At 70.4% G+C, this 18,965-nt stretch carries 18 protein-coding genes; 15 read left to right on the top strand and 3 right to left on the bottom strand.

Going from position 1 to position 18,965, the window contains the following annotated elements; all coding sequences use genetic code 11:
* Nucleotides 1–149 precede the first annotated feature (149 nt).
* The 4 genes from MON03_RS15860 (at nt 150) to glmM (ending at nt 5,494) form a co-directional block, all read left to right on the top strand.
* A complete protein-coding gene (locus MON03_RS15860) occupies nt 150–2,873 on the top strand; it encodes an ExeM/NucH family extracellular endonuclease (RefSeq protein WP_242089426.1) in 2,724 nt (907 codons plus the stop codon).
* Nucleotides 2,874–3,126: 253 nt separating this feature from the next.
* A complete protein-coding gene (gene rplM, locus MON03_RS15855) occupies nt 3,127–3,573 on the top strand; it encodes a 50S ribosomal protein L13 (RefSeq protein WP_022904636.1) in 447 nt (148 codons plus the stop codon).
* 36 nt (nt 3,574–3,609) lie between these two features.
* A complete protein-coding gene (gene rpsI / locus MON03_RS15850) occupies nt 3,610–4,095 on the top strand; it encodes a 30S ribosomal protein S9 (RefSeq protein WP_175328271.1) in 486 nt (161 codons plus the stop codon).
* Between the two features lie 22 nt (nt 4,096–4,117).
* A complete protein-coding gene (gene glmM, locus MON03_RS15845) occupies nt 4,118–5,494 on the top strand; it encodes a phosphoglucosamine mutase (RefSeq protein WP_242089424.1) in 1,377 nt (458 codons plus the stop codon).
* A gap of 134 nt (nt 5,495–5,628) precedes the next feature.
* Here the strand turns inward: glmM and coaA are convergent, their stop codons facing one another.
* Together coaA and MON03_RS15835 are read right to left on the bottom strand one after the other, a co-directional pair.
* Nucleotides 5,629–6,573, bottom strand: coding sequence for a type I pantothenate kinase (gene coaA, locus MON03_RS15840; RefSeq protein ID WP_242089422.1), 945 nt, complete (start codon nt 6,571–6,573; stop codon nt 5,629–5,631).
* A 96-nt stretch (nt 6,574–6,669) separates the two neighbouring features.
* Nucleotides 6,670–7,155 carry a glutathione peroxidase gene (locus MON03_RS15835; protein WP_022904633.1) on the bottom strand — a complete coding sequence of 162 codons (486 nt, stop codon included), beginning with the start codon at nt 7,153–7,155 and terminating at the stop codon, nt 6,670–6,672.
* Nucleotides 7,156–7,225: 70 nt separating this feature from the next.
* On the opposite strand from MON03_RS15835, the gene glmS reads away from it, so the two are divergent.
* The 11 genes from glmS (at nt 7,226) to MON03_RS15780 (ending at nt 17,551) form a co-directional block, all read left to right on the top strand.
* A complete protein-coding gene (gene glmS, locus MON03_RS15830; protein ID WP_242089420.1) occupies nt 7,226–9,073 on the top strand; it encodes a glutamine--fructose-6-phosphate transaminase (isomerizing) in 1,848 nt (615 codons plus the stop codon).
* Nucleotides 9,074–9,079: 6 nt separating this feature from the next.
* A complete protein-coding gene (locus MON03_RS15825) occupies nt 9,080–9,454 on the top strand; it encodes a holo-ACP synthase (protein WP_022904631.1) in 375 nt (124 codons plus the stop codon).
* Between the two features lie 73 nt (nt 9,455–9,527).
* Nucleotides 9,528–10,631 carry an alanine racemase gene (alr, locus tag MON03_RS15820; protein ID WP_242089418.1) on the top strand — a complete coding sequence of 368 codons (1,104 nt, stop codon included), beginning with the start codon at nt 9,528–9,530 and terminating at the stop codon, nt 10,629–10,631.
* Nucleotides 10,628–11,788: an alanine racemase gene (gene alr / locus MON03_RS15815; RefSeq protein WP_242089416.1), complete on the top strand. Its 1,161-nt coding sequence runs from the start codon at nt 10,628–10,630 to the stop codon at nt 11,786–11,788. The genes alr (MON03_RS15820) and alr (MON03_RS15815) overlap by 4 nt, the downstream gene beginning before the upstream one ends.
* Nucleotides 11,785–12,297 (top strand): tRNA (adenosine(37)-N6)-threonylcarbamoyltransferase complex ATPase subunit type 1 TsaE, encoded by a 513-nt coding sequence (gene tsaE / locus MON03_RS15810; protein WP_502798677.1) that lies wholly within the window; start codon nt 11,785–11,787, stop codon nt 12,295–12,297. The genes alr (MON03_RS15815) and tsaE overlap by 4 nt, the downstream gene beginning before the upstream one ends.
* An 88-nt stretch (nt 12,298–12,385) precedes the next feature.
* Nucleotides 12,386–13,711, top strand: coding sequence for an AAA family ATPase (locus MON03_RS15805; RefSeq protein ID WP_242089414.1), 1,326 nt, complete (start codon nt 12,386–12,388; stop codon nt 13,709–13,711).
* A complete protein-coding gene (locus MON03_RS15800; RefSeq protein WP_242089413.1) occupies nt 13,711–14,400 on the top strand; it encodes an HNH endonuclease family protein in 690 nt (229 codons plus the stop codon). The genes MON03_RS15805 and MON03_RS15800 overlap by 1 nt, the downstream gene beginning before the upstream one ends.
* An 85-nt stretch (nt 14,401–14,485) precedes the next feature.
* Nucleotides 14,486–15,112, top strand: coding sequence for a tRNA (adenosine(37)-N6)-threonylcarbamoyltransferase complex dimerization subunit type 1 TsaB (tsaB, locus tag MON03_RS15795; protein ID WP_242091479.1), 627 nt, complete (start codon nt 14,486–14,488; stop codon nt 15,110–15,112).
* Complete coding sequence (rimI, locus tag MON03_RS15790; protein WP_229727876.1) at nt 15,109–15,660, top strand: ribosomal protein S18-alanine N-acetyltransferase; 552 nt, start codon at nt 15,109–15,111, stop codon at nt 15,658–15,660. Before tsaB ends, rimI begins: the two co-directional genes overlap by 4 nt.
* Entirely contained in the window at nt 15,653–16,702 is a 1,050-nt protein-coding gene (tsaD, locus tag MON03_RS15785; RefSeq protein ID WP_242089410.1) for a tRNA (adenosine(37)-N6)-threonylcarbamoyltransferase complex transferase subunit TsaD, read from the top strand. The genes rimI and tsaD overlap by 8 nt, the downstream gene beginning before the upstream one ends.
* A gap of 78 nt (nt 16,703–16,780) precedes the next feature.
* Nucleotides 16,781–17,551 (top strand): DUF4190 domain-containing protein, encoded by a 771-nt coding sequence (locus tag MON03_RS15780; protein ID WP_242089408.1) that lies wholly within the window; start codon nt 16,781–16,783, stop codon nt 17,549–17,551.
* Between the two features lie 70 nt (nt 17,552–17,621).
* Here MON03_RS15780 and MON03_RS15775 read toward each other — a convergent pair whose 3' ends face one another.
* Complete coding sequence (locus MON03_RS15775) at nt 17,622–18,824, bottom strand: class I SAM-dependent methyltransferase (protein WP_022904626.1); 1,203 nt, start codon at nt 18,822–18,824, stop codon at nt 17,622–17,624.
* Between the last annotated feature and the right edge of the window lie 141 nt (nt 18,825–18,965).

Genomic DNA, 18,965 nt, shown 5'->3' with positions numbered 1-18,965 from the left:
CGCGCGGACCACGGGCGGAGCGCGGCGTAGATCGTTCCGGGACGCAATCATTTACCTGACCGCAACCTGAGGGACCGGTCAGGCAGGTAGGTTCCGAGGGTCGTTGCCCCCCGACCGGGGGGAGCCAACCCACGAACGCGAAGGTCACCATGCTCCGAACCGAACGCTCCGCGGGGGTGGCGCGTCGCACACTGGTGTGCACCGTCACCGCCGCAGCCCTCCTCGCCGCACCGCTCGTCGCGACCGCCCCGGCGTCCGCGAACCCCGACGGCACCGGCCTCGTCATCCAGGAGGCCTACCTCAAGGGCGGCAGCGCGAACCAGCCGTTCACCGACAAGTTCGTCGAGCTCGGCAACCCCACCGACGCCCCGATCAGCGTCGACGGGTGGTCGGTCCAGTACCGTGCCGCGACGAGCACGGGTGCCCCGTCGGTCGGCAAGCTCGCCGGGTCGGTGCCTGCGCACGGCACCTACCTCGTGCAGATGGGCTCGAACGGCACGAACGGTGAGGCACTCCCGGAGCCGGACGCCGTCACCGGGCTCAACCCGTCCGGGTCGACGGGCACGCTCCTGCTGGCCGACCAGGCGACCGCGCTGACCCTGCCCGCCGGCGCGGTGACCACCGGCACGCCCGGTGTCGTCGACCTGCTCGGCTACGGGACGTCGAACACCTTCGAGACCGCGGTCAGGACGACCGGCACCGCCAACTCCGTCCCCGACGCCCTGACCCGCACGGGCACGGCCGACACCGACTCGAACGCGGCCGACTTCACGGTGACCGGCACGATCACACCGGAGAACGCCGCCGGCGAGACGACGCAGCCGACGGACCCGACGGACCCGACGGACCCGACCGACCCAACCGACCCGGGCACGCCGACGACACCGGCCGAGCAGGTCACCATCGCGCAGTTGCAGGGGACGAGCGACACCTCGCCGTACGTCGGCGGGACCGTCCGCACCGACGGGGTCGTCACCGCGGTCTACGCGACCGGTGGGTTCGCCGGCTACACGATCCAGACCGCGGGCACCGGCGGCGCGCTCGACCTGTCGACGCACACCGCGTCCGACGCGGTCTTCGTGTACTCCGCCGCGACCGCAGCGAAGGTCGCGGTCGGCGACGCGGTCCGGCTGACCGGGACGGTCTCCGAGTTCAACGGTCTGACCGAGCTCACGGTGCCGACCGCAGCCGGACTCGAGCAGCTCCCGAAGGCGGGCGTCGCGGCGCCCGTCCCCGCCACGCTCACCTTCCCGCGCACGGACGCCCAGCGTGAGTCGCTCGAGAGCATGCTCATCGCTCCGCAGGGCGACTACACGGTCGCGGACAACTACACGACCAACCAGTACGGCGAGATCGTCCTGGCGGCCGGGAAGCAGCGCCTGCTCCAGCCGACCGAGGTCGCGCGTCCGGGCAGCGCCGAGGCCGCTGCCGTGACCGCGGACAACGCGGCGCGCACGGTCGTCCTCGACGACGGTGCCAGCACGAACTTCCTCAGCGCCGCGAACCAGTCGGTCCCGGTCTCCTGGCTGACCCAGGGCCCGGTCACCGTCGGCGCCGCCGCGGCCTTCCGCGAGCCGGTCGTCCTCGACTACCGCAACGACGCGTGGAAGTTCCAGCCGACCTCGCCGATCACCGGTGCCACCCCGGCGGCCGACCTGCCGGCGTCGTTCTCGAACGTCCGCACGAGCGCGCCGGAGAACGTCGGCGGCGACATCCGTCTCGCCGGCTTCAACGTCCTGAACTACTTCCCGACCACCGGCGACCAGCTCGCCGGCTGCACGTACTACACCGACCGCGACGGCGACCCCGTGACGGTGCGCGGTGGGTGCGACGCCCGCGGTGCCGCGAACGCCGACGACCTCGCCCGCCAGCAGGTGAAGATCGTCAAGGCGATCAACGGGCTCGGCGCCGACGTCGTCTCGCTCGAGGAGATCGAGAACTCGGCCCGCTTCGGCCAGGACCGTGACGCCGCCGTGGCGACCCTCGTGTCCGCCCTGAACGCGGCGACCGGCAAGGACACCTGGGCGTACGCGAAGTCGCCGGCGAAGCTCCCGGCCAGCGAGGACGTCATCCGTCTCGCGCTCATCTACAAGCAGGACCGCGTGCAGCCGGTCGGTGGGTCGACGATCCTGACCGACTCCGACGCGTTCGCGAACGCCCGTCAGCCGCTCGCCCAGGCCTTCGCCCCCGTCGTGGCGAAGCCCGGCAAGGGCAAGGGCGTCGAGAAGCCGAAGAAGGCGGACACGTTCCTCGTCATCGCGAACCACTTCAAGTCGAAGGGGTCCGGCACGGGAGCCGACGCCGACCAGGGCGACGGCCAGGGCGCGTCGAACGCCTCGCGCGTCGCGCAGTCGAAGGCGCTCGTGGCGTTCTCGACCGCGATGCAGAAGACGGCGGGCACCGACAAGGTGTTCATGCTCGGCGACTTCAACGCCTACAGCCAGGAGGACCCGGTGCGGGTCCTCGACGACGCCGGGTACACGGACCTCGGCCCGGCCGAGGACCCGACCGAGTGGTCGTACGTGTTCGGTGGCCTGAGCGGTTCGCTCGACCACGTGTTCGCGTCGAAGGCGGCCCTGAAGACCGTGACGGGCGTGGACATCTGGAACATCAACTCGGTCGAGTCGGTGGGGCTCGAGTACTCGCGCTACGACTACAACGTCACGGACCTGTACCGCGACGACGTGTACCGCGCGAGCGACCACGACCCGATCCTGGTGGGCATCGACCTGCCGGGCGTCGGGCAGCCCGGGAAGCCCGGCGACGGTCCGGGGAAGCCCGGTGACGGACCCGGGAAGCCCGGCCACGGCGCCGGACCGGTCGCGGCCGCCATCGCGGCCCTGATCGCCTGGTTGCGCGGCCTCTTCGGCTGACGGCCGTCCTGACGGACGGAACCACCTGACGGACTGGAGGCGCGGTGCCAGCTGGCACCGTGCCTCCCGTCCATCTCGGCGCGCGTTCGACAACGCGAGCCGCGTCGGGTAGGCTCTCACCTTGGTCTGCGCGCCCCGTGCGCCGGACAGTCAGATGAGCCCTCCACCGGGCAGTTCCACGTGCATCGTGCGGGGAACACCCACCGGAGCGGGATTCACGGACTCCTCACCTCGACACGAAAGCAGCACTCCTGTGACTCGTACGTTCTCCCCGAAGCCGGCAGACGTCCAGCACGACTGGATCGTCATCGACGCGACCGACGTCGTCCTCGGCCGCCTCGCCACCCACGCGGCTGCGCTCCTGCGCGGCAAGCACAAGGCCACCTTCGCCCAGCACATGGACATGGGTGACTACGTCATCATCATCAACGCGGACAAGGTCGCCCTCACCGGCTCCAAGCTCGCCAAGAAGGTCTACTACCGTCACTCGGGCTACCCGGGCGGCCTCACGGCGACCTCCTACCCGGAGATGCTCGAGAAGCACCCGACCCGCGCCGTCGAGAAGGCGATCCGCGGCATGCTGCCGAAGAACACCCTCGGCCGTGAGCAGCTCAAGAAGCTGAAGGTCTACGCCGGCGCGGAGCACCCGCACGCCGCGCAGCAGCCCAAGGCGTACACCTTCGACCAGGTCGCGCAGTAACGACGGCCACGACGACTTCAAGGACTGATACAACTCATGGCACAGATCGCTGACTCCCTCGACCAGACCCCGGAGAGCTTCACCACGGAGAGCGCACCCGCCGCTGCCGAGGCCGCTCCCCGCCAGATCCTCAACGTCTCGGGCGGTGCCGTCGGGCGCCGCAAGGAGGCCATCGCCCGCGTGCGCCTCGTCCCCGGTGGCGGCGCGTTCACGGTCAACGGCCGCACGCTCGAGGACTACTTCCCGAACAAGCTGCACCAGCAGCTGATCAACGACCCGTTCAAGGTGCTCGAGCTCCTCGGCGCCTACGACGTCACCGCCCGCATCACCGGTGGTGGCCCCTCGGGTCAGGCCGGTGCGCTCCGCCTCGCGATCGCGCGTGCGCTGAACGAGATCGACCGCGAGAACAACCGCCCGGCGCTCAAGAAGGCCGGCTTCCTCACCCGTGACGCCCGCGTCATCGAGCGCAAGAAGGCCGGTCTCAAGAAGGCCCGCAAGGCGTCGCAGTTCTCGAAGCGCTAGTCGCTCGCCGAACCCGATCGCAATGCCGCGTCTGTTCGGTACCGACGGTGTTCGTGGTCTCGCCAACGGCGAGCTGACGGCCGCGCTGGCTCTGGGTCTCGCCCAGGCCAGCGCGGCCGTGCTCACACACGGACACCATGCGGACGCCCGCCGTGCGTCCGGTCGACCGCGTCCCCGCGCGGTCCTGGCGCGCGACCCGCGCGTCTCCGGCGAGTTCCTCGGTGCTGCCGTCGCAGCCGGGCTCGCCTCCGCCGGCGTCGACGTGCTCGACGCCGGGGTCATCCCCACCCCTGCTGCCGCGTTCCTCGTCGCGGACATCGACGCCGACTTCGGCGTGATGATCTCCGCGTCGCACAACCCGGCGCCCGACAACGGGATCAAGTTCTTCGCCGCCGGTGGCCGCAAGCTGCCCGACGAGGTCGAGGACCGCATCGAGGCGGCCATGCACGACCACTCGGCGCCGACCCCGACCGGCGGCGACGTCGGCCGGATCACCCGCTTCGCGGACGCCGAGGACCGCTACGTCGTGCACCTGCTCGGCACGCTCCCGGCCCGGCTCGACGGCATCCACGTCGTGCTCGACTGCGCCAACGGGGCCGCGTCGGCGGTCTCGCCCGAGGTGTTCCACAACGCCGGGGCCAAGATCACCGTGATCGGTGCCGACCCGAACGGCGTGAACATCAACGACGGTGTGGGCTCGACGCACCTCGACAACCTCGCTCGCGCGGTGCTCGAGGCCGGCGCCGACGTCGGCATCGCGCACGACGGCGACGCCGACCGCTGCCTCGCGGTGGACGCCGCCGGCAACCAGATCGACGGCGACCAGATCATGGCGATCCTCGCGCTGTCGCTCAAGGAGCGCGGGCAGCTCCACGACGACACGCTCGTCGCGACCGTCATGTCGAACCTCGGGCTCATCCGGGCCATGTCGGACAACGGCATCGCGGTCGAGCAGACCGCCGTGGGTGACCGGTACGTGCTCGAGCGCATGAACGAGGGCGGCTTCTCGATCGGCGGCGAGCAGTCCGGCCACGTCATCCTCAACGAGTTCGCCACCACCGGCGACGGCATCCTCACCGGACTGCACCTCGTCGCCGAGATGGCACGCACCGGCAAGTCGCTGGCCGAGCTCGCCGCGTGCATGACGGTGTTCCCGCAGGTGCTCCTCAGCGTGCGCGGTGTCGACCGGACGGGGCTCGACGACCAGGGCGTGCAGGACGCGGTCGCGGCGCACACCGCCGCGCTCGGCGACTCCGGACGGGTGCTCCTGCGGCCGTCCGGCACCGAGCCCGTCGTGCGGGTCATGGTCGAGGCGGCGTCCCAGGCCGATGCCGAGCGCATCGCCGAGGACCTCGCCGACGTCGTACGCGCGCGGCTCGCGATCGAGGACGCCGCGTAGGGTCCGCCCTGCTGGAGCGGTGCCCGGCGCGAATCTCCGCCGCACAACCAAAGACCCCCGGAACCGCGCGATGCAGTGGTTCCGGGGGTCTTTGGTTGTGCGCAGGCCGGCGGCACCGCGTGTGCGGCGCTCGCTCAGATCTTCCGGAGCAGCACCGAGTTGACCTTGTGGTTCGCGCCCTTCTTGAGCACGAGCGTGGCCCGGGAGCGCGTCGGCAGCACGTTCTCGACGAGGTTCGGCTCGTTGATCGCCCGCCACACCTCGGTCGCCGTACGCACCGCGTCCTCGCGGGAGAGCGAGGCGAAGCGGTGGAAGAACGAGTCCGGACTGGAGAACGCTTCCTCCTGCAGAGCGAGGAACCGGTCGACGTACCAGGACTCGATGTCCTTGGTCTTCGCGTCGACGTAGATGGTGAAGTCGAACAGGTCGGACAGCGCGAGCCGCCCGTTCGTCGGCGCCGCGAGCACGTTCAGTCCCTCGACGATGAGGACGTCCGGCTGTCGGACGACGACCTCGGCGTCGGGCACGATGTCGTACACGAGGTGCGAGTAGAACGGCGCCCGGACCTCGGCGGCCCCGCTCTTGACCTGGCTGACGAAGCGGAGCAGCGATCGGCGGTCGTACGACTCCGGGAAGCCCTTGCGGTCCATGATCCCGCGGCGTTCGAGTTCGGCGTTCGGGTAGAGGAACCCGTCGGTGGTGACGAGTTCCACGCGCGGGGTGTCCGGCCAGCGCTTGGTCAGCTCACGGAGCAGGCGCGCGACGGTGGACTTGCCGACGGCGACCGAGCCCGCGACGCCGATGACGAACGGCGTCCGGCTCGCGCGTTCCCCGAGGAAGGCGGAGGTCGACGCGTGCAGGTTGCGGGCGCCGGCGGCGTACAGCGTCAGGAGGCGCGACAACGGCAGGTAGACCTCCTGCACCTCCCGCATGTCCAACCGGTCGCCGAGCCCGCGCAGCTGCACGATCTCGGTCTCGGTGAGCGACAGGTGCTCCTTCGGGGCGAGCTGCGCCCACTCGTCGCGGGGGATCTCCACGAAGGGGGTCGGGTGCGCGACGGCGGTGTCCGTGATCGGCATGGGGACGAGCGTACCGACGGGAGGCCCTGATCACGTGAGCCGACCGGCTCACGTGCACCGCGCCTCCCGTCAGCACCGTCAGCACCGTCAGCACCGTCAGGCGGGCAGGGCCGCCTCGATGGCGGCGACGACCTCGGGGGCGTCCGGCTTGGTGGTCGGACGGAAGCGCGTGACGGTGCCGTCGGGCGCGACGAGGAACTTCTCGAAGTTCCACGAGACACGGCCGGCCTTGCCGGAGGCGTCCGGGGTCTCCTTGAGGGCCTGGTAGAGCGGGTGGGCGCCCTTGCCGTTGACCTTGACCTTCTCGGACATCGGGAAGGTGACACCCCAGGTTGTGGAGCAGTACTCCTCGATGGCCTCGGACGAGCCGAGCTCCTGCAGGAACTGGTTGCTCGGGAAGCCGAGGACGGTGAACCCACGCGGCCCGTACTCCTTCTGGAGCGCCTCGAGCTGCTCGTACTGCGGCGCCAGCCCGCAGCGGGAGGCGACGTTCACGACGAGGACGGCCTTGTCCGCGAACTCCCCGAACGTGGTCTGCTCACCGTGCAGCGTCGTGATCTCGATGTCGTCGAAGCGTCCCATGGCCGAAACGGTATCCCTCTTGTGGCGGGCATGCAGGGTGGGCATCCAGCCAGACCGTAGGATCGAGCGCATGTGTGGAATCGTGGGCTACGTCGGCACCAACAGCAGCCAGGACGTCCTCCTCGGTGGTCTCCGTCGGCTCGAGTACCGTGGCTACGACTCGGCGGGCATCGCCGTCGTGGACGGCGCGTCGGACCTCGCCTCGGCGAAGAAGGCCGGCAAGCTCCAGGCCCTCGTCGACGAGCTCGAGGCGCACCCGATCGCGGACGGCGGCACCGGCATCGGGCACACCCGGTGGGCGACGCACGGTGGCCCGACCGACGGCAACGCGCACCCGCACCTGGCCGACGGCGGCAAGCTCGCGCTCATCCACAACGGCATCATCGAGAACTTCGCGGAGCTCCGCGCCGAGCTGGAGTCCGACGGCGTCGCGTTCACCAGCGAGACCGACTCCGAGGTCGCGGCCCACCTGGTCGCGAAGTCCTTCCGCGACACCGGCGACCTGACGGCGGCCATGCAGCAGGCGGTCCAGCGGCTCGAGGGCGCGTTCACGCTCCTCGTCGTGCATGCCGACCAGCCGGGCGTCGTCGTCGGCGCCCGCCGCAACTCGCCGCTGGTGGTGGGGCTCGGCGACGGCGAGAACTTCATGGGCTCGGACGTGGCGGCGTTCGTCGCGCACACGCAGCGCGCCCTCGCGATCGGGCAGGACGAGATCGCCACGATCCGTCCCGACGGCGTCGACGTCATCCACTTCGACGGCACCCCGGCGACGCCGAGCGAGTTCGAGGTGAACTGGGACGCGTCCGCGGCCGACAAGGGCGGCTGGACGTCGTTCATGGCGAAGGAGATCAGCGAGGAGCCCGAGGCCGTCGCGAAGACGATCCTCGGCCGCGTGCACGACGGCGCGGTGACCCTGACGGACCTCGACCCGATCGCCGACCGGCTCGCCCGGGTCGACCGCGTCATCGTCATCGCCTGCGGGACCGCGGCGTACGCCGGCATCCTCGGCAAGTACGCCATCGAGCAGTGGGCGCGCGTCCCGGTCGAGGTCGAGCTCGCCCACGAGTTCCGGTACCGCGACCCGGTGCTCGACGACCGCACGCTCGTGGTCTCGATCAGCCAGTCGGGCGAGACCATGGACACGCTCATGGCCGTGAAGTACGCCCGCGAGCAGGGTGCGCAGGTCCTCTCGATCTGCAACACCCAGGGTGCGACGATCCCGCGCGAGTCCGACGCGGTGATCTACACGCACGCCGGGCCCGAGGTCGCCGTGGCCTCGACGAAGGCCTTCATCGCCCAGGGCGTCGCGCTGTACCTGCTCGGGCTCCACCTCGCGACCCTCCGCGGGACCCTGACGGCCGAACAGATCGCCGAGCAGGTCGCCGAGCTCGAGGGCCTCGCCCCGAAGCTGCAGCAGACCATCGACGACGCGTCCGGCATCAAGGACCTCGCCCGCTGGATGGCGGACACCCGCAGCGTGCTCTTCCTCGGCCGCCACGTCGGGTACCCGATCGCACTCGAGGGTGCGCTCAAGCTCAAGGAGCTCGCGTACATCCACGCCGAGGGCTTCGCCGCGGGCGAGCTCAAGCACGGGCCGATCGCCCTCATCGAGCCGGGCCAGATCGTCTTCGTGATCGTGCCCTCGCCGCGCGACAGCCGCTCGCTGCACCCGAAGGTCGTGTCGAACATCCAGGAGATCCGCGCACGCGGGGCCCGGGTGATCGCCATCGCCGAGGAAGGGGACGCCGCCGTGCTGCCCTTCGCGGACGAGGTCCTGCGCATCCCGCTCGCGACGCCGCTGTTCGAGCCGCTGCTCGCGGTCGCGCCGTTGCACATGTTCGGCATGGAGCTCGCCGCGGCCAAGGGCCTCGACGTCGACCAGCCGCGCAACCTCGCGAAGTCGGTCACCGTCGAGTAGTCGACCGTGATCATCGGCATCGGGGTGGACGTCGTCGACCTGGAGCGGTTCCGGGGTGTGCTCGAGCGCACCCCGGCGCTCCGGACGCGCCTGTTCACCCCGGCGGAGCTCGTGCGGGACGGCGAGCCCCGCCCGCCCGCCTCGTTGGCCGCGCGCTTCGCCGCGAAGGAGGCCCTCATCAAGGCCTTCGGCACGAGCGCCGGACTGAGCTGGCAGGAGCTCGAGGTCGTCGCGGACGACCAGCGGAACCCGTCCCTGACCCTCCACGAGGGCGCACGGCGGGTGGCGGAGCAGCGTGGCGTGACGAACGTGCACCTGTCGCTGTCGCACGATGGAGGGATCGCGACGGCGTTCGTGATCATCGAAGGGAAGCCGGATTGACCAGCCACTTGCTCGAGCCGCGCCGGTCGGCGCGGCTGCACCTGTGCCTCCAGGCCGTCGTGGGTGACGCGCGGTGAGCGCGTTCACCGGGATCACGGTCGACCGGGAGGCCCTGATCGCCAACTACGCGACGGTCGCCGAACAGGTGGCCCCGTCCGGCGTCATCGCGGTCGTCAAGGCGAACGCCTACGGCCACGGCGCCACCGACGCCGCACGGGCGTTCGTGGACGCCGGTGCTGAGTGGCTCGGGGTGGCCGACATCGACGAGGGCATCGCCCTGCGCGAGTCCGGCATCGACGAGGGCACCCGGATCCTCGCGTGGCTGCACGCCCCTGACGAGGACTTCCGCCGCGCGGCGCAGTACGACATCACGCCCGCGGTCTCCAGCGTCTCGCAGCTCTCCGCCGCGGCCGACTCCGAGGTGGGGGCCGTGCACGTCTGCGTCGACACCGGGCTGAGCCGCAACGGTGCGGTCGAGTCCGAGTGGCCGGAGCTCTTCGAGACCGCCGGGCGCCTCGCCCGCAGCGGTTCCCGCACCCGTGTCGAGGGGCTCATGTCCCACCTGTCGAACGCCTCGCGCGCGGACGACCTCGACCAGGACGCCGCACTGCAGCGCGCGCTCGACGGCCTCGCGGCGAACGGCATCGTGCCCGACATGGTCCACCTCGCGGCGAGTGCGGCGAGCATCGCCGTGCCGGAGACCCGGCGCGACATCACCCGGGTCGGCGTCGCGCTGTACGGATTGAGCCCGTTCGCGGACCGCACCTCGGCCGACCTCGGACTCCGCCCGGCGATGCGCGTCACGGCCGCGGTGCTCCGGACCGTCCCGGTGCGCGCGGGTGAGGGGGCGAGCTACGGCTTCACCTGGCGGGCCGAGCAGGACACCCGCCTCGCGGTCATCGGGCTCGGCTACGCGGACGGCTTCGACCGAGCGCTCGGCAACCACGTCGCGGTGCGCATCGGCGACCGACGGTTCCCGGTGGTCGGTCGGGTCGCGATGAACGCGATGCACATCGACATCGGCGACGCCGACGTGCAGGTCGGCGACGAGGTCGTGCTCTGGGGCGACCCGGCGAACGGCGACCCCGCGGTCGAGGAGTGGGCGGCGGCGATCGGCACCATCAACTACGAGGTCGTGGCCCGCGTCGGCCGCAGCGTCGAACGGAGGACCACGTGACCGCGTCACTGCGCCAGGCGGCGGTGGACCTCGACGCCTACCGGTCGAACCTCGACCTCGTGCGCGAATGGATGGACCCCGTCGAGCTCATGGCGATCATGAAGGCGGACGCCTACGGGCACGGGCTCGAGCCCATCGCGCTCGCCGCGGTCGACGCCGGGGTGCGGTGGATCGGCGTCCTCACGGTCCCGGCAGCGCTCCGGCTCCGGGCGATCGGGGTCGACGAGGCCGTCCGGGTGTTCACGTGGCAGCACGCCCCGGACCTCGACTTCCGTGACGCGATCGACTCCGCCGTCGACCTCGGCGTCTCGAACGTGCCCGAGCTGCAGCGGGTCGTCGACGCCGTCGACCACCGTCCGGCGCGCGTGCACCTCGGCTTCGACTCCGGACTCCACCGCGACGGCGCGACGCCGGAGCACTGGCCGGACCTCGTGGCGGCCGCGCTCGAGGCGCAGCGCGCGGGCCGGATCGAGGTCGTCGCCGCGTACACGCACCTCGCAGAGTCCTCCGACGACGAGGACAGCGCCTCCGTAGCGGCCTTCGACGCCGCGGTCGAGCAGGCCGAGGACGCCGGGCTCGACATCCCGCTGCAGCACGTGGCGGCCTCGCTCGCCGGACTGGAGCGCAAGGAGTTCCGGAAGGACATGGTCCGGATGGGCGCGAACCTGTTCGGCATCCCCGGCGCCGACGGGGTCTCCGCGGCCGACCTCGGCCTCGAGGCCGTGATGACGCTCCGTGCCGCCGTCGCGAAGACGAAGCGCGTCCCCGTCGGCACAGGGGTCTCCTACGACTACACGTACCGGACGGCGACGGAGACCACGCTCGTGCTCGTCCCCGTGGGCTACGCGGACGGGGTGCCCCGGCTCGCGCAGGGCCGGCTCGAGGTCGCGATCAACGGGAAGCGGTACCCGATCGCCGGTCGGGTCGCGATGGACCAGTTCCTCGTCGACGTCGGCGACGACGACGTCCGGGTCGGTGACACCGTCACGCTGTTCGGTACGGGCGAGCACGCCGAGATGACCGTCCTCGAGTGGGGTGCGGCGCTCGACACCATCGGCGAGGAGATCGTCTGCCGCATCGGCGCGCGCGTGCCCCGCGTGTACGAGGGGCACGACGCCGAGGGCCACGTCGCCGAGTACCTCCGGGGGGAGCGGTGACCGAGCCGCGCGTCCTGCTCGACATCGAGGTCGACTCGACCGCCGCCATGGGCGAGCTCGGGGCCCGGCTCGCCGGTGTCCTGCGCGCGGGGGACCTCGTCGTGCTGACGGGGCCGCTCGGTGCCGGCAAGACCACGCTGACGCGGGGCCTCGGGGCGGCGCTCGGCGCACGCGGTCAGGTGTCGAGCCCGACGTTCGTGCTCGCCCGGACGCACCCGACCACGAGTGGCCCGGACCTGGTGCACGTCGACGCCTACCGGCTGAGCGACCCCGTGGAGCTCGACGACCTCGACCTCGACTGGGACGGCTCGATCGTCGTGGTCGAGTGGGGCCGCGGGTTCGTCGACGGCATCTCCGAGGACGTGCTCGACGTCGAGATCGTCCGGGCGACCGGAAGCGCAGGTGAGTCGGCAGCCGACGACGACCTCGACCCGGACGACGTGACCGACGAGCCAAGGCGCGTCATCGTCACGGGCACCGGGTCGCGATGGACGGACGCTCCCTTGTGAGGTCTGGCTAGGCTGGCTACCCACAGCAGGAGGCCCGTCAGGCGCAGATTTCGCCCTCGCCGTATCCCGCGTGCCATAGTCTAAACGCATGGCTTCGGGCGGCGACTGGCACCTTGACAAGTTAACCCTCGAGAACTTCCGGTGCTTCGAGCGCCTAGAGATGGACTTTGACCCTTCATTGACAGTTCTCGTCGGTGTGAACGGCACGGGGAAGACGGCCGTCCTTGATGGAATCGCTGTCATGTTGTCGACCGTGCTCCGGCAGTTCGATGGAACGACCCTCGGCTTCAAGCGCGCAGATGCTCGGGAAGTCCCGTACGACCTCGATTCTGGGCCGAGCGTAGCGCGTATGGAGCCGACATATCCGGTGTCGGCTCGTGTTGAGGGCACTCTTGCCGGTGAAGAGGCCTGGTGGCGCCGTGTGCGTCTTACGGCAAGCGGCAGGACCTCGTGGGCGGACCGGTACACCGAGGTCGGTAGAATCGCGGAACGTGTCTGGCGCGATTCAGAAAGCCCCGAAGCTAACGCTCCTATGCTCCCAGTCATCGCGCTCTACGGAGTCGAGCGGCTTCTTGGAGTTCGGCGAGCCGCCGGAGCAATCTCAAGGTCTCGATCCGGCGCCTACGACTCTGCTCTCGATGGCAAATCTGATCTGGTCAGGCTATCAACCTACATCAAGGGTTTGACCCTGGCCGAATTTGCTGCCGACAAACGAGGTTCTGGCGGTGAAGCGGCAAGTCAGCAGCTACGTGCTATTTCCTTGGCGGCCAATGAGCTTTTGCGGCATACGGGCTGGCGAGACCCTGAGTGGAGCCCAATCGTAGAGGAACTAGCGATCACACACGATATCCGCGGAACGCTTCCGTTGTCCTCGCTGTCAAGTGGGATAAAGATCGCGGTTGGTCTCGTTGTTGACCTAGTGAGTCGTATCGCCCGGGCGAATCCGAGGATCGGGGCGGAGGAATTGTTGCGCCGCGCTTGTGGCATAGTTCTCATCGATGAGGTTGATTTGCACTTGCACCCCACCTGGCAGCAGCGCATTCTTCCGCAGCTTCGGTCGATATTTCCCAATATTCAATTCATTGTGACGACGCATAGTCCCCAGGTGTTGTCGACCGTGCGTGCCGAATCAATCAGAGTCATCGACGGTAATGCGGTTAGTGGCGTCGATTTCGCCGCTGGGCTGCGCAGCGATGTCGTGATGCACAAAGTGCTTGGCACAGATCCCGAACCCGATCTTCCAATCAATAATCTCCTCGATGCTTACGTCGAACTGGTCGACCAGGGCCAGGGGCGGTCGCGTGAGGCGACCGAACTTCGCCAGGAATTGGATCAAGAACTTGGTGGCGTGGCGAACGTACCGAAGCTGGCAGAGGCAGATGCCAGCATGGCATTTGATGATCTGGACGTCTGATGCGCAAGATCGACGCGCGCCCCGAGCCGCAATCCATGGTGACCCTCCGAAGGCAGGGCGCATCGTACCCGGAGTTGGGTTCGGACAGTTCGATTCGCCGGACACTCTGGGAGCAGCAAGGAAGGCGCTGCGCTTACTGTGAGCGAGTCCTGCTCGATCCTGATTTGCCAAATCATAATACTCGTATCGAGCATTTTCACCCACAGAGTAGCGACTGTTGGGGCGCCGAATGCGAGCGAGCCAGCCATTCAGGCTCCCACGAGAAAGCTGCGGTTTCATGGGGGAATCTACTTCTTTGTTGTGATGGGAACGAGCGCGCCGGTCAAGATTTCACTTGCGACAAGTCGAAGAGCGATATTGATATCTGCGAAAGGTTCAGGAATCCCCGAGACTGGCCTACCGAGCAACTCGTGTATGTCGAACGTGATGGTCGTGTGGTCCCTCTGTCGGGACTTCCGGCTGAGGCTGAAGTCGTGCTCAATGGCGTGATGAATCTCAATGCAGAGGGGCTCGTCCGCGCCCGTAAAACAGTTCTTTCAGCACTTAAAAAGGAAATCGCCGAACGTCAGAAGCGCAGTCGTGGCCTGACGGCTCAGCAAAAAACCGCAATGGCGTCTCGGCTTCGGCAAGATGCAAAAGTCCGTGAGTTCGGGGCATGTTTTCTTGCGGTGGCATCGCGCTTGTCGTAATCGAAGGAATTCATCTAGACCTAAAACTAAGCGCGACTCCTTTCTGTCGGTGTTTGGCGGGCTGATGAGCGCCTACGATGGTCTGGTGCTGCTCGCGATCGACACCTCCGCCGGGACCTCCGTGGCCGTCGTCGACCCCGACTCCCGTCAGTTGCTCGCCGAGCGCGGCACCGATGACTCCCGCCGGCACGCCGAGGTGATCGGACCGTTCCTCGCCGAGGTCCTCGCCGAGGCCGGCGTCACCCCGGCGGACGTCACCGGTGTCGTCGCCGGGACGGGTCCCGGCCCCTTCACCGGCCTCCGGGTCGGCATCGCAGCGGCCCGCACGTTCGCCGCGGCGCGGGGCGTCCCGGTCCTGCCCGTGGTCAGTCACGACGCGGTCGCGGCGGACCGGGCCGGCTCCACCCCGGTCGTCGTCCTGACGGACGCACGCCGACGCGAGGTCTACTGGTCGGCGTACGACGCCGACGGCGTCCGCGTGGCTGGTCCCGGCCTCGCCAAGCCGGCAGACCTCGACGAGGCGATCCGCGCCTCCAGTCCGGAGGCGGCCACCTGGGAGCGCGTCACCGCCGTCGCGATCCCGGCCGGGAGGCTCGGTGCGGTCGCCGCGGACCGGCTCGCGTCCGGTGCGCCCTTCGCGGACGACACCGCGCTCTACCTGCGCGACCCCGACGTGACGATGCCGGGAGCCCCGAAGCGGGTCGTCCGGTGACGGCGCTGCCCGACGGGTTGCGGCTCCGACCGGCGCACCCGCAGGACCTCGACGACATCATGTGGCTCGAGCACGTGTCGTTCCCGACCGACGCGTGGTCGGCGTCGCAGATGTCCGGCGAGCTGTACTCCCCGCACGGGTACTACGTCGTGGTGGAGACCGTGGACGAGGGTGCTGCGCCGACCGTCGTCGGCTACGCCGGGCTCTCGTCCCTGGCCGGCAACCCGGTCGCGGACGTGCAGACGATCGCGGTCGCCGCGGGGCACCGCGGGCAGGGCATCGGCCGGGCACTGTTCACCGAGCTCCTCGACGAGGCCCGTCGCCGCGGCGTGCGCGAGGTGTTCCTCGAGGTCCGCGCCGACAACCCGGTCGCGCAGGCGATGTACACCGGCTTCGGCTTCGAGCACATCGCGACGAGGCCGCGCTACTACCAGCCGGACGGCGTGGACGCCTGGGTCATGCGCGCGGAACTGCCCGCAGCGAGTGACGCCCCGGCCGCCGGAACCCGGTCCGTCGGACCCATCGGACAGGAGGCCCTCGATGGCTGAACCACTCGTGCTCGGGATCGAGACGAGCTGCGACGAGACCGGGGTCGGCATCGTCCGGGGGACCACGCTGCTCGCGAACGTCATCGCGTCGAGCATGGAGGAGCACGCGCGCTACGGCGGCGTCGTGCCCGAGGTCGCGGCGCGCGCGCACCTCGAGGCGATGACGCCGACGCTGACCGCGGCCCTCGACCAGGCCGGGGTCACGCTCGACGAGCTCGACGCCGTGGCGGTGACGGCAGGGCCCGGCCTCGCGGGCGCGCTCATGGTCGGCGTCGGAGCGGCGAAGGCCCTCGCGGTGGCGACCGGCAAGCCGCTCTACGGCGTCAACCACCTCGTCGGGCACGTCGGCGCGGACGTCCTCCGCTCGGACGGCTCCGAGATCGAGCTGCCGACCGTCGCGCTCCTGGTGTCCGGCGGGCACACGTCGCTGCTGCTCGTGCGCGACCTCGTCGGCGACGTCGAGCTGCTCGGCGAGACGATCGACGACGCCGCGGGTGAGGCGTTCGACAAGGTCGCACGGCTGCTCGGCCTGCCGTACCCGGGCGGCCCGCAGATCGACAAGGCGGCAGCCGACGGGGACCCGACGGCGATCCGGTTCCCCCGCGGCCTGACGCTGCCGAAGGACATGGCGGCGCACCGCTACGACTTCTCGTTCTCCGGGCTGAAGACCGCCGTCGCCCGCTGGGTGGAGCGGTGCCGCGACGAGGGCCGGGAGGTCCCGGTCGCCGACGTCGCGGCGTCCTTCCGCGAGGCCGTGGTCGACGTCCTCGTGACGAAGGCCCTGAACGCCTGCCGGGACACCGGCGTCGACCGGCTCCTGCTCGGCGGGGGCGTCGTCGCGAACGCCCGGCTCCGAGCGGTGGCGACGGAGCGGTGTGCAGCCGCCGGCGTCGAGCTGCGGATCCCGCCGTTCGACCTCTGCACGGACAACGGCGCCATGATCGCGGCCGTCGGGGCGCGACTCGTCGCCGAGGGGCACGCGCCGAGCGACCTCGGGATCGCCGCCGACTCCACGCTGCCGGTCACGACCGTCCAGGTCTGAGGTCCCGGGCGGACCCTGCTCCCGTGTGGAACGATGGGGTCCGGCGTCGGTCGAGCGGCGCCGGGAGGGGTGGACACGGTGTCCGATCAGAACCAGTGGCCGCGGCCGGGACAGTCCGACGGGCAGGCTGACGACGGCCGACCGGGATCGTCGCAGCCAGACGGCGCCCGTGCGTCCGATCCGACGTCCGCGCCGGGGGCGGCTCCGAGCGCGCCGCAGCCGCCGAGTGCGCCGCAGCCGCCCGAGAACCCGTGGGCGCAGCGCTCGGGGACCGACGGGCAGCAGGACCCGTACGCGGCGCCGAGCAACCCGTACGCGGCGCCGAGCAACCCGTACGCGGCGCCGGGCAACCCGTACGCCGCGCCGGGCAACCCGTACGCCGCACCGGGCCAGCAGCAGTCCGGCAGCCAGTCGCCGTACGGCGACCAGCAGGGCAGCAGCCAGCAGTACGGCGGCCAGCAGCAGTACGGCCAGTACGCCCCGCCGCAGTACGGCGCCCAGCCGTACTCGGGCCCCTACGCGTCCACGGGGTACCAGCCCTACGCGCAGCGACCCAAGACCAGCACCCTCGCGATCCTGTCGATCGTGTTCGCCTACGCCGGCATCCTCATCTGGCCGATCGTGATCCTGACCAGCCCGGCCGGCGCGATCATGGGGCACATCGCCCTCGGGAAGATCAAGCAGACCGGCGAGGGCGGCCGAGGTCTCGCGCTCGCCGGGATCATCGGAGGCTGGGTCCTCACCGGGTTGTGGATCCTCGGGGTCGGCGCGCTCATCGCCTTCTCCATCGCCACGCGAAGCTCGTACGACTCCTACGACACCTCGGGCACCGGCGCGTTCATCCTCTGACCGCCGCCCTCCCGGACCAGCACGACGACGGCCCTCGCACACGCGGGGGCCGTCGTCGTCCAGCGGGTTCCTAACCGGCCACCGCACCCAGCCGCTCGCAGAGGACCGCGGTGTGACGTCCCTCCAGGCGGGTGAGCACGAGCGTCACGGAACGGCGTCCCCGCAGCCGCAGCCGCTTCCGGAACTGCGCCGGGTCGACGTCGACCCCGCGCTTCTTGATCTCCACCGTGCCGACGTCGTCCGCGGCCAGCCGGGCGGCGAGCTGCTTCACGTCGAGCGGCATCGTGTCGACCACGCGGAACCCCTGCGCGAACGGCGTGGTCACCGCGCGGTCCGACGTCACGTACGCGATGCCGTCGGAGAGCATGCGGCCGTCGACCGCCCGGGCGAGGTCCCCGATCAGCCGGGCGCGGATGACGGCTCCGTCGGGCTCGTAGAGGTACGCACCGAGTCCACCGACCTCGACGTCGGGCGCATCGGCTTCCCCGGTCATCTCCGCCGTGCCGTGCGCTCCGATGACCGTCGCTGCTCGGCGCACCCCGGGACGGGCGAGCGGGCCGAACCAGAGGGCGAGTTCGACGACCTCGCGGTCGACGGACACCCACTGCGCCTCGGCGGTGTCGGGGATGAGGTCGCGGTCGATGCCGGGCCCGAGCTTGACGCCCGTCGGGGTCGTGGTGGCGGCGGCGAACACGGTGTCGAGCGACGGCGACCAGTCGTCCGGGTCGGCGAGCCGTCGGGTGGCGCCGTGGCCGGGGGTCCGGCGCGCGGGGTCCATCCAGACACCGTCCACCCGCGTGAGGTCGAAGTCGGCGGCGTCGCCGAGCTCCACCCGCGCGGCATCCCACGGTGCGAGGTTGTGTGTCGCGACCGCCGCGGTGACCTCGTCGCGGTCCACGGCGGTGACGTCGAGGTCGAGCGCGGCCATCGCCATCGCGTCCCCGCCGATCCCGCAGCCGAGGTCGGCCACGCGGGTGAGTCCGGCCGCGGCGAACCGGCCGGCGTGCTGCGCCGCGACCTGGAGGCGGGTGGCCTGTTCGAGCCCGGCCTCGGTGAAGAGCATGCGGGAGGCGAACGGTCCGAACTTCGCGCCGGCCTTCTGCCGGAGCTTCGCCTGGGTCAGGACGGCCGCGACGAGCCCGGGGTCGTGCCCCTCGGCGCGCAGCCGCGAGACGACCCGGACGATCTCGCCGCCGTCGGACACGCTCGGAGTACGGTCGAGCAGGGCCATCCCCTCGGGGGTGAGCAGCTGGGCGAGTTCGGCGGCGTCCATCCTCCGATCCTCCCAGGTGCAGCACCGGGTCCACCGCGCTGGCACTCGGATTGACCGAGTGCCAGCGGACCCCCTAGAGTTGGCGTTGGCACTCTCCTGTGCGTAGTGCCAACCCGGTTCCCATCTGTACCGAGTCAGTAC

This window comes from Curtobacterium sp. DN_7.5 (assembly GCF_022655355.1).
GTDB classification, from domain to species: Bacteria; Actinomycetota; Actinomycetes; order Actinomycetales; family Microbacteriaceae; genus Curtobacterium; species Curtobacterium luteum.
Note: the sequence above shows the minus strand (reverse complement) of the source record. Positions and strands in the feature narration are given on the sequence as shown.

Coding starts and splice junctions, on each gene's coding strand:
- MON03_RS15860 (WP_242089426.1), top strand. CDS start 150: ATGCTCCGAACCGAACGCTCCGCGGGGGTGGCGCGTCGCACACTGGTG.
- rpsI (WP_175328271.1), top strand. CDS start 3,610: ATGGCACAGATCGCTGACTCCCTCGACCAGACCCCGGAGAGCTTCACC.
- glmM (WP_242089424.1), top strand. CDS start 4,118: ATGCCGCGTCTGTTCGGTACCGACGGTGTTCGTGGTCTCGCCAACGGC.
- coaA (WP_242089422.1), bottom strand. CDS start 6,573: ATGCCGATCACGGACACCGCCGTCGCGCACCCGACCCCCTTCGTGGAG.
- MON03_RS15835 (WP_022904633.1), bottom strand. CDS start 7,155: ATGGGACGCTTCGACGACATCGAGATCACGACGCTGCACGGTGAGCAG.
- glmS (WP_242089420.1), top strand. CDS start 7,226: ATGTGTGGAATCGTGGGCTACGTCGGCACCAACAGCAGCCAGGACGTC.
- MON03_RS15805 (WP_242089414.1), top strand. CDS start 12,386: ATGGCTTCGGGCGGCGACTGGCACCTTGACAAGTTAACCCTCGAGAAC.
- MON03_RS15800 (WP_242089413.1), top strand. CDS start 13,711: ATGCGCAAGATCGACGCGCGCCCCGAGCCGCAATCCATGGTGACCCTC.
- tsaD (WP_242089410.1), top strand. CDS start 15,653: ATGGCTGAACCACTCGTGCTCGGGATCGAGACGAGCTGCGACGAGACC.
- MON03_RS15775 (WP_022904626.1), bottom strand. CDS start 18,824: ATGGACGCCGCCGAACTCGCCCAGCTGCTCACCCCCGAGGGGATGGCC.